Genomic DNA, 14271 nt, shown 5'->3' on the forward strand with positions numbered 1-14271 from the left:
GCGGCGGCGCCACCAGACGAGGAGGGCCACGACCCCGCCGACGACCAGGAGGCGGAGCCGCAACGGGATCAGGTGTGCTCCGCGGGCCCGGCGAGCAGTACCGGCACACGGGCGTGGTGGGTGACGTGCTCGGCGACGCTGCCCAGCACCCGGTGCGACACGCCCCGGCCGCGGCGGCCCACGACGAGGACGTCGGCGCCCTCCTGCTCGGCGACGTCGAGCAGCGCCCCGGCGGGTTGCCCGCTCACGAGCGCCACCACCGGCGAGGCCCCGGAGAACCAGCTCGCCCGGTCGGTCAGCAGCGCGCGGCACCGGTCCCGTTCGGTGTCGTCGGCGAACTCGACGACGTCGGGGTCGATGACCATGACCAGCACCACGCGGGTGCCCGCACCGGTGAGCAGCGCGGCGGCATCCCTCAGGGCGCGGTCGGACTCGGCGGACCCGTCGACGCCCACCACGGCCGTGACCGCCTCGCCGGCCGGCGGTGGGGTTCCGTCGGCTCGGGGCGTGCGCTCGACGACCCGGTGCTCGCGCCGGCCCCGTTCGACGGCCATCGACACGAAGAACGGGCCCAGGACGGCGCCGAGGAAGTACCACTGCGGATCGCGGTGGCCCCGGCGGCCGAGGAAGAGGGCGGCGCTCCAGCCGATCGCCACCCAGAGGACGATGACGAAGGCGACCAGGGCGGGTGTCGGCATGGGTGTCTCCTCCCGTGCTCGCGGGGGTCGACGGCGGTCGCGCCCCGCAGGCCTGACGCCCGGCGGTCGGGTCCGGTTCTGCCGACCTGCGCACCTAGACTCGGCGGACGTGTCCCGGCAACCGTTGATCGCGCCCAGCCTGCTGTCCGCGGACTTCGCCCGCATCTCCGACGAGGTGGCGCGCGTGGCCGACGCCGACTGGCTGCACGTCGACGTGATGGACGCGCACTTCGTACCGAACCTCACCCTCGGCCTTCCCGTCGTCGAGGCGATCCAGCGGGTCAGCCCGGTGCCGCTGGACTGCCACCTCATGATCGAGAACCCCGAGCGGTGGGCGCCGGCGTACGCCGCGGCCGGCGCCCGCAACGTGACCGTGCACGCCGAGGCCTGCACCGATCCGCGTGCGGTGGCCCGGGACATGCGCGCCGCCGGGGCGCTGGCCGGCCTGGCGATCAAGCCGGGGACGCCGCTCGAGGACTACCTGGACGTGCTGGCCGACTTCGACACCCTCCTGGTCATGAGCGTCGAGCCCGGGTTCGGCGGCCAGTCCTTCATCGCCGACGTGCTGCCCAAGGTGCGGCGGGCCCGTGAGCTCGTCGACGCCGGTGAGCTGACCCTGCTCGTGGAGATCGACGGCGGCATCAACCCCGACACCATCGAGCGGGCGGCGGAGGCCGGCGTCGACATGTTCGTCGCCGGATCGGCCGTCTACGGCGCCGACGACCCGGCGGCGGCGATCGCCGCCCTGCGCGCGCAGGCCGCCGCGGCGATGCCCGGGTGAGCGTCTCCCCGGTCGAGCTGCGGGCGATGACCCGGGCTCGGGACCTCGGCGCGTCGGTCCTCGGCACGACGAGCCCCAACCCCGCGGTGGGCGCCGTGGTCCTGGCCGCCGACGGCAGCGCGGCGGGGGAGGGGGCGACCGCCCCGCCCGGCGGTCCGCATGCCGAGGTCGCCGCGCTGGCGCGGGCCGGCGAGCGGGCCCGGGGCGGCACCGCCGTCGTCACGCTGGAGCCGTGCGCGCACACCGGGCGGACCGGGCCGTGCGCCGACGCGCTGCTCGGCGCCGGGATCGCCCGGGTCGTCGTCGCCGTGCCCGAGCCGACCGAGCTGGCCGGTGGGGGGGCGGAGCGCCTGCGCGCGGCCGGGGTCGACGTCGTCCTCGGCGTCGAGCAGGACGCGGCCGAGCGCGGAGCGTTGGCCGGCTGGCTGACCGGTGTCCGGGAGCAGCGCCCGTACGTGATCTGGAAGGTCGCCGCGACCCTGGACGGGCGGGTCGCCGCCGCCGACGGGAGCAGCCGCTGGATCACCGGCTCCGAGGCCCGGGCCGAGGTGCACCGGCTGCGAGGCGGCTGCGACGCCGTCGTGGTCGGGTCCGGGACCGCGCTGACCGACGACCCGCAGCTCACCGTCCGTGACGCCGACGGCCGGGACACCGCGCGGCAGCCGCTGCGCGTCGTCGTCGACCGGCGGGACCGGCTGCCGGCGACCGCCCGGGTGCTGGACGACGCTGCCCCGACCCACGTGAGCCGGGCCGCGGACCCGGCGGAGCTGCTGGCCGAGCTGTTCGCCCGCGACGTCCGCCGGGTGCTGCTCGAGGGCGGGCCCACGCTCGCCGCGGCGTTCCTGCGTGCCGGGCTGGTCGACGAGGCCGTCGTGCACCTCGCGCCGAAGCTGCTGGGGGCCGGCGCCTCGCTGGTGGGCGACCTGGGAATCAGCGGGATCGGCTCGGCGCTGTCCTTCTCGATCGCCGAGTTCACCCTCCTGGGCGGGGACGTGCGGATCCGGTTGCACCCCACCCGGCACACTGGTGGGGTGTCCCGCACCAGCGGGGACGGCACGGACGGAGGGAGCTGAGGTGTTCACCGGCATCGTCGAAGAGGTGGGCACCCTGGCCGCTCGCGAGGACCGCGGCGACTCCGCCGTCCTGCGGATCCGCGCACGCACCGTCCTGACCGACGTGTCGCTGGGCGACTCCATCGCGGTCAACGGCGTCTGCCTCACCGTGACCGGCGTCGAGCCCGACGCCGACGGCGCCGGCATCTGGACCACCGACGTCATGGCCGAGACGCTGCGCCGCAGCAGCCTGGGCGCGGTCAGCGACGGCGCGCCGGTCAACCTGGAGCGCGCCGTCAGCCCGCAGACCCGGCTCGGCGGGCACCTGATGCAGGGCCACGTCGACGGCCTGGGCCGGATCGTGTCCCGCACGCCGGGCGAGCACTGGGAGGTCGTGCGCATCGCGCTGCCGGCTGGGCTGGCCCGCTACGTCGTCGAGAAGGGCTCCGTCGCCGTCGACGGCGTCTCGCTCACGGTGAGCGCGGTCAGCGCGGCCACGGTCCCCGAGCCCTGGTTCGAGGTCAGCCTCATCCCCACCACCCTCCGCGAGACCACGCTCGGCGCGCGCGCCACGGGGGAGCCCGTCAACCTGGAGGTCGACGTGATCGCCAAGTACGTGGAACGCCTGCTGGAGGTCCGCCGATGAGCGAGCCCCGCACCCGGCTGGACTCCATCGAGGCCGGACTCGCCGCGATCAAGAGTGGCAAGCCGGTCGTCGTGATCGACGACGAGGACCGTGAGAACGAGGGCGACCTGATCTTCGCCGCCGAGCTCGCCACCCCCGAGCTGGTGGCGTTCATGGTCCGGTACACCTCCGGCTACGTCTGCGTGGCCGTGACCGAGGCCGACGCCGACCGGCTGGACCTGCCCCCGATGCACCGGGTCAACCAGGACCGCCTCGGCACCGCCTACACGGTCACCGTGGACGCCCGCGAGGGCGTCACCACCGGCATCTCCGCCGCCGACCGCGCCCACACCATCCGGACCCTCGCCGCGGCCGAGACCACCTCGGCCGACCTCGCCCGGCCCGGGCACGTGGTGCCGCTGCGCGCCCGCGACGGCGGCGTGCTGCGTCGCCCCGGGCACACCGAGGCGTCCGTCGACCTCGCGGTGCTGGCCGGGCTGCGCCCGTCCGGCGTCCTCTGCGAGATCGTCAGCGAGAAGGACCCGACCGGCATGGCCCGCAGCGAGGAGCTGCGCGTCTTCGCCGACGAGCACGACCTCTGCCTGATCTCCATCGCCGACCTGATCGCCTACCGCAAGCGGTTCGACAAGCTGGTCGAGCGGGTGGCCGAGGCGATCGTGCCGCTGGCCCCGGGCACCTTCACCGCCGTCGGGTACCGGAGCTCCTACGACGAGCGGGAGCACGTCGCCTTCGTCTACGGCGACATCGGCGACGGCGAGGACGTGCTGGTGCGCGTGCACTCCGAGTGCCTCACCGGCGACGTTTTCGGCTCGCTGCGCTGCGACTGCGGCCCCCAGCTGCAGGCGGCGCTCACCGCCGTCGCCCACGAGGGCCGCGGCATCGTGCTCTACATCCGCGGGCACGAGGGCCGGGGAATCGGCCTGCTGCACAAGCTGCAGGCCTACCAGCTGCAGGACATGGGCGTCGACACCGTCGACGCCAACCTCGACCTCGGCCTGCCCGCCGACGCCCGGGACTACGGCACCGGGGCGCAGATCCTGGTCGACCTCGGTGTGCACACCATGCGGCTGCTGACCAACAACCCCGCCAAGCGCGCCGGGCTCGAGGGCTACGGCCTCCGCGTGCTCGGCCGGGTGCCGCTGCCGAGCCACGTCACGGCGGAGAACCTCGGCTACCTGCGCACCAAGCGCGACCGCATGGGGCACCTGCTCGACATCATCGAGCCGGAGACCGAGTCCGGCCCGGCGGACATCCCGGTGCCGGCCCCGGCCGACGCCCCGGGCGCCACCACGGTGCCGGGTACGGACGTCCCGCTGGGCCAGAACGAGCAGCCGGCATGAGCGGCGCCGGCGCTCCGCAGGTCACCGCCGTCGACGCGACCGGGCTGACGCTCGGCATCGTGGCCACCACCTGGCACGCGGAGCTCACCGACTCGCTGCTGGCCCGCGCCGTCGAGGCGGCGCAGGCCAGCGGCGTGCCCTCGCCCACGGTCGTCCGCGCGCCGGGTGCGGTCGAGCTGCCCGTCGTCGCCCAGGCACTGGTCGAGCGGCACGATGCCGTCGTCGCCCTCGGGGTCGTCGTCCGCGGCGGCACGCCGCACTTCGAGTACGTCTGCGACGCCGTGACGGCGGGGCTGACCCGGGTGGCCCTGGACGCCGGGAAGCCCGTCGGCAACGGCGTCCTCACCTGTGACACCGAGGAGCAGGCCCGCGACCGCGCCGGCCTGCCCGGATCGGCCGAGGACAAGGGCTGGGAGGCCGCGATCGCCGCCCTGGCCACCGCCCTCACCCTGCGGGAGCTGCGCGGCCCGCAGCGGCCGACCGGGTTCGGCGTCGCACCGGCCGGCCAGGAGGCCCGAGCATGAAGACCTTCGACACCCTGTTCACCGAGCTGGCCGCCAAGGTCGAGGCCGGGGACCCCGCGTCCGGCACCGTCGTGGCCGTGCGCGACGGCGTGCACGCCGCCGGCAAGAAGGTCGTCGAGGAGGCCGCCGAGTCCTGGATGGCGGCCGAGCACGAAGGCGCCAGCCGCACCGCCGAGGAGATCAGCCAGCTCCTCTACCGGGTGCAGGTGCTCATGCTGGCCCGGGGGCTCACGCTGGACGACGTCTACGCTCACCTCTGAAAGCAGAAGGACCCCGTCCTCCTCACCCCTCGCAAGCTCGGGGCGAGCCTCGGGACGGGGCCTGACCGAGTACCCACCTCGACGAAAGAGCTGTCACTTGCTGCGCATCGCCGTGCCCAACAAGGGCGTCCTGAGCGAGCCGGCGGCGGAGATGCTCGCCGAGAGCGGCTACCGCCAGCGGCGCAGCACCAAGGACCTCGCGGTCTACGACCCGGACAACGACACCGAGTTCTTCTACCTGCGCCCGCGCGACATCGCGGTGTACGTGGCCGCCGGCACGCTGGACGTCGGCATCACAGGCCGCGACATGCTGCTGGAGACCGCCCCGGCCGACGGCGAGGGCCCGGCCGCGGTGGAGGTCATGCCGCTGGGGTTCGGCCGGTCGTCGTTCCGCTTCGCCAGCCCGGTGGAGTCCGGCATCGAGCGGGTGGAGCAGCTGGCCGGCAAGCGGATCGCCACCGCCTACCCGGTGCTGCTGCAGCGGTTCCTCGACGACGCCGGCATCTCCGCCGGGGTGGTCAAGCTCGACGGCGCGGTGGAGACCGCCTGCCGCCTCGGGGTGGCGGAGGCCGTCTGCGACGTGGTGGAGACCGGCACGACGCTGCGGGCCGCAGGCCTGCACATCATCGGCGACCCGGTGCTCACCAGCGAGGCCGTGCTGGTCCGCCGGCAGGGCGCCGAGGAGATCCCCGCCGTCGCCCAGCTGCGCCGCCGGCTGCGCGGGGTCCTGGTCGCGCGGCAGTACGTGATGCTCGACTACGACTGCCCGAACGAGCTGCTCGAGAAGGCCACCGCCGTCACCCCGGGCATCGAGGGCCCGACGGTGAGCCCCCTGCAGACGCCGGGCTGGTCGGCCGTGCGCGCGATGATCGCCCGCACCGAGACCAACCGGGTGATGGACGAGCTCTGGGAGCTCGGTGCCCGGGCCATCCTCGTCACGAGCATCCACGCCTCGCGCATCTGAGGCCGCGGAACCGCGCAGCGGCGGCGTTCGTCTCGCACCGGTATGCGACGTCTTCCGCCGCTCGCCCTCCTGACCCCGCTCCTGGTCCTCGCCGCCTGCGCCTCCGGCTCCGGAGCGGCCGGCGGGACCGACGGCGGGGCCGCGTCGGGGATCTCGCAGGCCGACGACCACCTGCGCATCGAGGTCGACCGCGGGAACGGGTCGCCGCCGCAGACCTGGACGCTCCGCTGCGCCGGCGTCGTCGCGGGGAGCCACCCGCAGGCGGAGGCGGCCTGCGCGCACCTCGAGGGGATGAGCGATCCGTTCGCGCCCGTACCGGGCGACGCCATGTGCACCGAGCAGTACGGCGGCGCGCAGACCGCACGGATCACCGGGACGTGGCGAGGAACCCCCGTCGAACTGGAGCTGTCCCGGGTCGACGGCTGCCGCATCGCGCAGTGGGACGCCCTCGGCCCCGTCCTGCCGGTGCCGGTGGGCGTCGAGCCGCAGGCCTGAGAGCGGATCCGCCGCGCCCGCCGGGTGGAGCGGACAGCGGGTCGCTGGTCAGCGGCGGGTGGTGCGGTCCACCAGGTCGATGGCCGTGCACAGGCCCAGCGCCATGGCCCGGCCGCTGGTGGCGCCGGTGGCGAGCAGCCGCTCGATCGCCGGCGCCAGCGGGCGCTCGCCGACCAGTCCGCGCAGGACGGCGGCGTACTCACCGCTCACCTGCCCGGCGGCCGCGTGTCGCAGCAGGGCCCGCGACAGCTCCGTGGTGCGACCGGCGGCCAGCGAGCAGACGCCGGCGGCGAACCTGTCGGCGGCCGGGTGACCCAGCAGCACCAGCCCGGCGATCGTGCCGGCCATGACGTCGTCCCCCGCCGGGGTCAGCCCCGGTCCGAGACCGATCAGCCGGGTGGCGGTGCGCAGCGCCGCCTCCAGGTCGGCGCGGCGGACGGCGCCGCGCAGGGCCGCCAGCGGGCCGCCGGGACCGGTCGGCAGCCCGGGCAGCGTGAACGAGCTGTGCGGCACGCCCTCCCCGTACAGGGTGGTGCGCAGCTGGCGGACGCCCTCGGGCAGGAGCGCCGGGTGCCCCCCGGGCAGCCGCGGCCGGGGGTCCCACCAGGAGGCCGCGCTGACCGCGAGGTCGCCGACGACGACGCGCCCGGCGCCCACCTCGGCGGGCGCTCCTGTGGGCAGGGCCACGAGCGGCCGGCCGTTGCTCGGGCGGAAGAGGACGCACCCCAGGGGGACCCGCGCGGCGTCGCTGGTGAGGACACCGACGACGTCGCCGCCGCCGCGCTCGCCCACGACCTGCACGTAGACGGCGGCCGGGCCGGTCAGCAGCACCCGTGCCGGGCGGACCGGCCCCCGCAGCAGGTCCGCCACGCCCGTGCTCGCCGCGGCGGGAACCGCGGCCGGTGCCTTCGAGGCCGGTGCCGTGCGGGCCGCGGCGCGTGCCCCCGCCCGGGGGAGGGGGATGGTCGGCAGGCCTGCGCGTGAGGCGCGGCCACGGAGTGCAGGGCCCTCACCGGGGCCGGTACGGACTTCGGTGTCGTCGATCGCGCACATGGGTCGCCCTCCACCCGACGGGACGACGGAGGCCCTGGATAGACGCTCCGCCCCTCGGTCCCCCCGCCCGCGGGGACGGTGCACGCGCCTCCTGACGGAACGCCTACCATCCAGCGAGCGGGTGGATCGAGGTCGAACCTAAGCGGCGCGTCGCACGCCCTCTTATGGCGGATGTCGCCAAGAATGGGGTTCGGCGTCCGGGGACACCTGACAGGATCCTGTGGTGTGGCACCCTGGACGACGACCGAAAGGGGATGCCTCGTGACCCGGAGTGATGTGACTCAGGCCGCTGCAACTCAGGGCAATGGAACCGCCCCGTTCCGTCGCAACTGGGCGGTCGACGAGTCGCCCCGCATCGAATCCCGGGACGACCGCTCGAGCTGGCAGCAGCGCATGGGTCTGACCGTCCAGGAGGCGCTCGGGCTCCCGGTCCTGGACGGCGCGTCGGTGGCCGCCGGTGCGTCCGGGCTGAGCCGCTCGATCCGGCACATGGTCGTCGACAACCCGGCCGAGCCGCTGGCGGCCGCCGGTCCCGACGTCCTCGTCGTGCTGGGCGCCCGACTTCCGCAGGCCGATCCGGCCGGCTGCCGCGCCCTCGTCCAGCGGCTCGACGCGGCCGGCACCGCTGGGCTGGCCTACCGGCGCACCGACGGGGCTGCGCCGTTGCCCGCCGAGGTCCTCGCCGAGGCCGACCGCCGCGGGCTGCCGGTGCTGGCCCTGCCCGCGGGCGCCCGGATCGACGAGATCGTCTCCGAGGTCCTCGGCACGGTCGTCGCCAAGCAGGGGCAGGCGCTCGCGCTCTCCTCCCGCATGGACCACGAGTTCATCGGGGTGGCCCTCACGGGCGGAGGGCTGGCGGAGGTGACCCAGCGGCTGGCCGTGATGCTCGAGGGCGCCGCCGTGCTCGGCCTGGGGCCCGACCGCGAGGTGGTCACCAGCGCGGGCCCGAGCGACGACGTCGCCGAGATCAGCGAGTGGCTGTGGCTGCTGGACGCCGCCGCCGACGACGCCCTGGCCGAGCTCGCCCCGTCCCGCCGCCTCTCGGGCGTCCGGGCCGACCAGATCGTGGTCACCCCGGCCGACGTGCTCGCCGACGCCGACCTCTCGCCGGCCGACGGCATCCTGCTCGTCCCCGGGCACCACCAGCTGCCCGGCGGCGTGGGTGAGTACGCGGTCGCGCCGATCATGGCCGGGGACCAGCGGCACGGCTGGCTCGTCGCGGTGCACCGGACCGGCGCGATGATGCTCGGCGCCGGTGGTGTGCTGGAGCGGGCTGCCGTCATCGCCGCCCTCTCGGTCATCCGGCTGCAGGCGGTGCACTCGGTGGAGCTGCGCTTCCAGGGCGACCTCGTGCGCCGGCTCGTCGGTGGTTCCGTCGGGCACACCGAGCGGACGCTGGCCTACACCCGGTCCTTCGGCTGGCGGCTCGACGGCCCGGTGGCCGTCCTCGTCACCGCGACCGAGACCGTCGCCGACGCCGCGGCCGATCCGACCCGCGCCCTCGACGTCCTGGATCGGCTGGCCGACGGGTGGCGGGCGGCGCTGGAGCCCGAGGTGGCCGGGGCCGCCGTCGCCGGGCTCGCGACCGAGATCGTCACCCTGGTCCCGCTGGACGGGCGGACGCCGGAGGAGCTGTCGGCCGTCGTGTCCGCGGTGACCTCCCGCGTGAACGGCCGGCTGCGCCGGGTCGGCCGGCTGCTGGGCACGGGCATCGGCCGTCCCGCGGGCAACCTCTCGGAGCTCGCCGAGGCCCACCGGCAGGCGCAGCGCGCGCTCGGCGTGGGCCAGGAGATCCACGGCGGGTCGGCCGTCACGCACTTCGACCAGCTCGGGGTGTTCCGGCTGCTCTCGCTGATCCCCGACAGCACCGAGCTGCGCTCCTACGTCGACGAGGTGCTCGGCCCGCTGGCCGACGCCGGGGATGCCGACTCCGCCGATCTGCGGGAGACGCTGCGGGTACTGCTGGAGACCAACCTCAACGTCGCGGAGTCCGCCCGCCGGCTGCACTTCCACTACAACACCATGCGGTACCGGATCGGGAAGCTGGAGCGGATCCTCGGTCCGTTCACCACCGACCCGACCCTCCGGCTGAACCTGCTCCTGGCCCTGCACGCGGCCCGCATGCGCGGTCTGGACCAGCTGGCCCGACCGCCGCTGGACGGTGGGCTGGCGCTGCCCCACGACGGGCTCGAGGCGCTGGTCTAGCGGTACATCCAGCGCGCGACCCCGCCGGGCCGCCGCCCGGGGAGCGGGCCGGCCCGTCGCCGGGCAGGGTGGTGCGGGGTGCCGCACGGGGCGGCGCGGGAGGAGGTCCACATGACGCAGGCCGAACGTCCGCTCGCCGGCAAGGTGGCCCTGGTCACCGGGGCGTCATCGGGCATCGGTGCGGCGACCGCGGTCGCGCTGGCCGCGGCCGGTGCCGCCGTCGCCATCGGTGCCCGGCGCACCGACCGCCTCGACGAGCTGGCCGCCCGGCTCCGCGACAGCGGTGCTGCGGTGCTGCAGCTGGCGCTCGACGTCACCGACGAGCAGGCCTGCGCCGACGCCGTGACCCGCACGCGGTCGGAGCTCGGCGGCCTCGACGTCCTGGTGAACAACGCGGGCGTGATGCTGCTGGGCACCGTGGTGGGCGCGGACACCGAGGACTGGCGCCGGATGATCCAGACCAACGTCATGGGGGTCCTGTACATGACCCACGCGGCTCTCGACGGGATGGTCGAGCAGGGCGCCGGTGACATCGTGAACGTGTCCAGCGTGGCCGGACGGCAGGCCCGCAAGGGCGCCGGTGTCTACAACGCCAGCAAGTGGGCGGTGAACGCCTTCAGCGAGTCACTGCGGCAGGAGGTCACCGGCCGGGGCGTGCGGATCTCCCTCGTCGAGCCCGGCGCGGTCACCACCGAGCTGACGTCGCACATCACCCAGCCCGAGGCGAAGGCCGCCTCGGAGAAGATGCACGCCGGCATGCGGGCGCTGCACGCCGAGGACATCGCCCGCGCGGTGGTCTACGTCGTCACCCAGCCGCCGCACGTGGCGGTCAACGAGGTGCTCGTCCGCCCCACCGACCAGGAGCGCTGAGCGGGCCCGGGGCCGGCCCGGCCACTCTCACAGCAGCCAGGACCGAGGACCGCCGATGACCGGATGACCCTGATCATCGGCGGTTTCAGTCGCGGAAGACCTCGATGTCGGCGCCCATCTCCACGAGCCGTTCGTAGAGCTGCTCGTAGCCGCGGGCGATGATGTCGACGTTGCGCAGCACCGACGTCCCCTTCGCCGCCAGCATCGCCAGCAGGATGCACACGGCCGGGCGCAGGGCCGGCGGGCAGACGACCTCGGCGCTGGACCACCGGGTCGGGCCGGTGACCAGCACCCGGTGCGGGTCGAGCAGCCGGACGTCCGCGCCCAGCCGGGTGAGGTCGGAGAGGTGGATCGCCCGGTTGTCGTAGACCCAGTCGTGGATCAGCGTCGAGCCGTGCGCCTGCGCGGCGATGACGGCGAAGAACGGCAGGTTGTCGATGTTCAGGCCCGGGAACGGCATCGGGTGCACCTTGTCGATGGGCGCCTTCAGCTCGGACGGGTGGATGGTGATGTCGGCCAGGCGCGTGTGCCCGTTGTCGGCCAGGTACTCCGGGGACAGGTCGTAGCGCAGCCCCATCTCGGCCAGCACCGCGAGCTCCACCTCGAGGAACTCGACCGGTGCCCGCGCCACCGTCAGCTCCGACCCCGTCACGATGCCGGCGGTGAGCAGGCTCATCGCCTCCACCGGGTCCTCGCTGATCGTGTAGTCGACGTCGGCGTCGAGCACCGGACGGCCGTGCACGACCAGGGTGGTGCTGCCCAACCCCTCGACACCCACGCCGAGCAGCTGCAGGTACAGGCAGAGGTCCTGGACCATGTAGTTGGAGCTGGCGTTGCGGATGGTCGTCGTCCCCTCGGCGCGGGCCGCGGCCAGCAGCGCGTTCTCGGTGACGGTGTCGCCCCGCTCGGTGAGGACGATCGTGCGGTCGGCGGCGCGCGGGCCGTCGACGGTGGCCTGGTACTCGCCGGCGTGCGCCTCGATCTGCAGGCCGAAGGGGCGCAGCGCGATCATGTGCGGCTGCACGGTGCGCGTGCCGAGGTCGCACCCGCCGGCGTAGGGCAGCCGGAAGCCGGCGGACCGGTGCAGCAGCGGACCCAGGAACATGATGATGCTGCGGGTCCGGCGGGCGGCGTCGGCGTCGATGCCGTCGAGGTCGAGCTCGTCGGGCACCACCAGCGTGAGGTCGTGCCCTTCGGCGTCCCAGGTGGCGGAGACGCCGATCGAGCGCAGCACGTCGAGGATCCGCTCGACCTCCACGATCCGCGACACGTTCCGCAGGGTCGTCCGGCCACGGTTGAGCAGCGCGGCGCACAGCAGGGCGACGGCTGCGTTCTTCGACGACTTGACCGCGACCGTGCCGCGCAGCGGCCGCCCGCCGGTCACCCGGAGGTGGGCGGGCCCGGCCGGTCCGAGGCTGATCAGCTCGCTGTCGAGCGCGGCGGAGAGCCGGCCGAGGAAGTCGAGGGTGAGGTTCTGGCTGCCCTGCTCGATCCGGGCGACGGCGCTCTGGCTGGTGTTCAACCGGCCGGCGAGCTGCTGCTGGGTGAGCCCCCGGTGCCGGCGGGCGTCGCGGACCAGGGCCCCGATGCGCCGCATGCCGCCGTCGGGGGAGTCGAGGGGGGTCACCGGGTCACGCTATCTCACAACTGAGATGACGAGCGGGTGCCGCCCAGCACGAGCCCATGCTGCCCGACGTGCCGTGCGGCGAGAGGCCGGAGCGCGCGCGAGACTGCACCCGTGGACGTACTGGTCACCGGCGGCACGGGCCGCCTCGGGCGGCACCTGGTGCCGCAGCTGCGGGACGCCGGGCACGAGGTGCGCCAGATGTCGCGCCGGGGCACCGGTCCGGGCGGGGTCCGCGGCGACCTCGCCACCGGACGGGACCTGAAGCCGGCGCTCGGCGGCGCGGAGGTGGTCGTGCACGCGGCCAGCGATCCGCGCGGCGACCCCTGGGAGGTCGACGTCGCCGGCACCCGCCGCCTGGTCGAGGCGGTCGACCGGTCCCGGCTGCGCCACCTCCTGTACGTCTCCATCGTCGGCGTCGACCGGGTGCCGCTGGGCTACTACCGCGCGAAGTACGCCGCCGAGCAGGTGCTGCTCGCCTCTGCGTTGCCGGTCACCCTGGTGCGGATCACCCAGTTCCACGGATTCGTCGACGAGCTCCTGGGGACGGCGCGGCGCGGACGGCTGCTACCGGTGCCCATGGGATGGCGGGTGCGCCCGGTGGACGTGACCGAGGCCGCCGCGCACCTGACCGGGCTGGTGACGGCCGCGCCGTCGGGCGACGTGGTCGAGTTCGCCGGGCCCGAGGAGCACACGGTGGCCGACCTCGCCCGGGCGTGGGCGCAGGTGCGGGCGCCGAACGCGCGGGTCGTGGCCACGCCGGTGCCGGGGCGGCTCGGAGCGGCGCTGCGCGACGGCGGGGCGCTGCCCGTCCGCGGAGCGCGCGGACGCCGGACCTGGGCCGAGCACCTGCGCGGCTGACGCCCGGCGGCCCCTCGTCCCGGGCCGGAACCGCAGCGTTCCTGCCACTCGTCGCGGGCGGAGCGCCGGCCGGGTGGGGTGTCCGGAGCCCGCCGGTGCTCCGTCGGCCCACCGCCCTAGGGTCCGGTCGTGACCACCCCCGACGCCGCTCCCGACGGCCGCACGCTCCTTGCCGTCGTCGTCACCGTGCTCGCCTGGGCGTCGGCGTTCGTCGGCATCCGCGCCGTCGGTGACGACCTCTCGCCCGGGGCCCTCGCGCTGGGCCGGCTGCTCGTCGGCACGCTCGTGCTGGGCCTGCTGGTCGCCCGCCGTGGGTGGGTGCGGCCCGCGGCCCGGGACTGGCGGCTGCTGGCGATCTGCGGCGTCGGCTGGTTCGCCGTCTACAACCTGGCGCTCAACGCGGCCGAGCAGCACCTCGACGCCGGGACGACGGCGATGCTGGTGAACATCGGCCCCATCCTCATCGCCGTCTTCGCCGGGTTGTGGCTCGGCGAGGGCTTTCCGCGCCGGCTGGTCGCCGGCATCACCGCCGCGTTCGGCGGGATGCTCCTGATCGTGCACCTGGGCCTACGCGCTCTCCCGGATGGACGCCGGCCGGCTCGGGGTCACCACCTACCTGGTGCCGCCGCTGGTCATCCTGCTCGGCTGGCTGCTGCTCGAGGAGGCGCCTCCGGCGCTCGCGCTCGTCGGGGGCGCGGTCTGCCTCGTCGGGGTGGCGGTGTCCCGCCGGAGGTCTCCCCGTCCGCTGGTCCCGGCGGCCGGGATGCCGGCGGACCGGGCCGGCGCCGCCGACCAGCGGTAGGCGCGCCGACGACGACCGGGTGTGCAGGACGCCGCGGTCGTGGGGTAGGCACGGCACCGGGGCCATCGACGATGGCCGTCCGAGACGACCGGCCGG

15 protein-coding genes are annotated in these 14271 nt (G+C 75.2%); 12 read left to right on the forward strand and 3 right to left on the reverse strand.

Annotation, left to right across the window (positions count from 1 at the left end; all coding sequences use genetic code 11):
- Window positions 1-68: 68 nt before the first annotated feature.
- Complete coding sequence (locus tag ABC795_RS08130; protein ID WP_347060482.1) at window positions 69-698, reverse strand: universal stress protein; 630 nt, start codon at window positions 696-698, stop codon at window positions 69-71.
- A gap of 109 nt (window positions 699-807) precedes the next feature.
- On the opposite strand from ABC795_RS08130, the gene rpe reads away from it, so the two are divergent.
- From rpe to ABC795_RS08170, 8 genes are all read left to right on the forward strand, one after another.
- Entirely contained in the window at window positions 808-1479 is a 672-nt protein-coding gene (rpe, locus tag ABC795_RS08135; protein WP_347060484.1) for a ribulose-phosphate 3-epimerase, read from the forward strand.
- Window positions 1476-2552 carry a bifunctional diaminohydroxyphosphoribosylaminopyrimidine deaminase/5-amino-6-(5-phosphoribosylamino)uracil reductase RibD gene (gene ribD, locus ABC795_RS08140; protein WP_347060486.1) on the forward strand — a complete coding sequence of 359 codons (1077 nt, stop codon included), beginning with the start codon at window positions 1476-1478 and terminating at the stop codon, window positions 2550-2552. Before rpe ends, ribD begins: the two co-directional genes overlap by 4 nt.
- 1 nt (window position 2553) lies before the next feature.
- Window positions 2554-3177 (forward strand): riboflavin synthase, encoded by a 624-nt coding sequence (locus ABC795_RS08145; protein ID WP_347060487.1) that lies wholly within the window; start codon window positions 2554-2556, stop codon window positions 3175-3177.
- The gene (locus ABC795_RS08150) at window positions 3174-4517 is read left to right on the forward strand and encodes a bifunctional 3,4-dihydroxy-2-butanone-4-phosphate synthase/GTP cyclohydrolase II (RefSeq protein ID WP_347060488.1); all 1344 of its coding nucleotides are present in this window, start codon (window positions 3174-3176) and stop codon (window positions 4515-4517) included. Before ABC795_RS08145 ends, ABC795_RS08150 begins: the two co-directional genes overlap by 4 nt.
- Complete coding sequence (gene ribH, locus ABC795_RS08155) at window positions 4514-5041, forward strand: 6,7-dimethyl-8-ribityllumazine synthase (RefSeq protein WP_347060489.1); 528 nt, start codon at window positions 4514-4516, stop codon at window positions 5039-5041. Before ABC795_RS08150 ends, ribH begins: the two co-directional genes overlap by 4 nt.
- A complete protein-coding gene (locus ABC795_RS08160) occupies window positions 5038-5301 on the forward strand; it encodes a phosphoribosyl-ATP diphosphatase (RefSeq protein WP_347060491.1) in 264 nt (87 codons plus the stop codon). The genes ribH and ABC795_RS08160 overlap by 4 nt, the downstream gene beginning before the upstream one ends.
- A gap of 97 nt (window positions 5302-5398) precedes the next feature.
- Window positions 5399-6265 (forward strand): ATP phosphoribosyltransferase, encoded by an 867-nt coding sequence (hisG, locus tag ABC795_RS08165; RefSeq protein ID WP_347060492.1) that lies wholly within the window; start codon window positions 5399-5401, stop codon window positions 6263-6265.
- Between the two features lie 42 nt (window positions 6266-6307).
- On the forward strand, window positions 6308-6760 hold the full coding sequence (locus ABC795_RS08170; protein ID WP_347060493.1) for an SSI family serine proteinase inhibitor: 453 nt from the start codon (window positions 6308-6310) through the stop codon (window positions 6758-6760).
- A gap of 48 nt (window positions 6761-6808) precedes the next feature.
- Here the strand turns inward: ABC795_RS08170 and ABC795_RS08175 are convergent, their stop codons facing one another.
- Window positions 6809-7630: a DUF2877 domain-containing protein gene (locus ABC795_RS08175; protein ID WP_347060494.1), complete on the reverse strand. Its 822-nt coding sequence runs from the start codon at window positions 7628-7630 to the stop codon at window positions 6809-6811.
- Between the two features lie 576 nt (window positions 7631-8206).
- On the opposite strand from ABC795_RS08175, the gene ABC795_RS08180 reads away from it, so the two are divergent.
- Window positions 8207-10018 (forward strand): helix-turn-helix domain-containing protein, encoded by a 1812-nt coding sequence (locus ABC795_RS08180; RefSeq protein ID WP_347060495.1) that lies wholly within the window; start codon window positions 8207-8209, stop codon window positions 10016-10018.
- A gap of 111 nt (window positions 10019-10129) precedes the next feature.
- Complete coding sequence (locus ABC795_RS08185; protein ID WP_347060496.1) at window positions 10130-10888, forward strand: SDR family NAD(P)-dependent oxidoreductase; 759 nt, start codon at window positions 10130-10132, stop codon at window positions 10886-10888.
- Window positions 10889-10973: 85 nt separating this feature from the next.
- Here ABC795_RS08185 and ABC795_RS08190 read toward each other — a convergent pair whose 3' ends face one another.
- Complete coding sequence (locus ABC795_RS08190) at window positions 10974-12515, reverse strand: UDP-N-acetylglucosamine 1-carboxyvinyltransferase (RefSeq protein ID WP_347060497.1); 1542 nt, start codon at window positions 12513-12515, stop codon at window positions 10974-10976.
- A 111-nt stretch (window positions 12516-12626) separates the two neighbouring features.
- Here ABC795_RS08190 and ABC795_RS08195 point away from each other — a divergent pair, with 111 nt between their 5' ends.
- On the forward strand, window positions 12627-13373 hold the full coding sequence (locus tag ABC795_RS08195; protein WP_347060498.1) for an NAD(P)H-binding protein: 747 nt from the start codon (window positions 12627-12629) through the stop codon (window positions 13371-13373).
- Window positions 13374-13956: 583 nt separating this feature from the next.
- Window positions 13957-14175, forward strand: a complete 219-nt coding sequence (locus ABC795_RS08200; RefSeq protein WP_347060500.1) for a hypothetical protein — start codon at window positions 13957-13959, stop codon at window positions 14173-14175.
- Window positions 14176-14271 lie beyond the last annotated feature (96 nt).

Origin of the sequence: Blastococcus sp. HT6-30, from assembly GCF_039729015.1 — a bacterium.
In the GTDB taxonomy this organism is placed as follows: domain Bacteria; phylum Actinomycetota; class Actinomycetes; order Mycobacteriales; family Geodermatophilaceae; genus Blastococcus.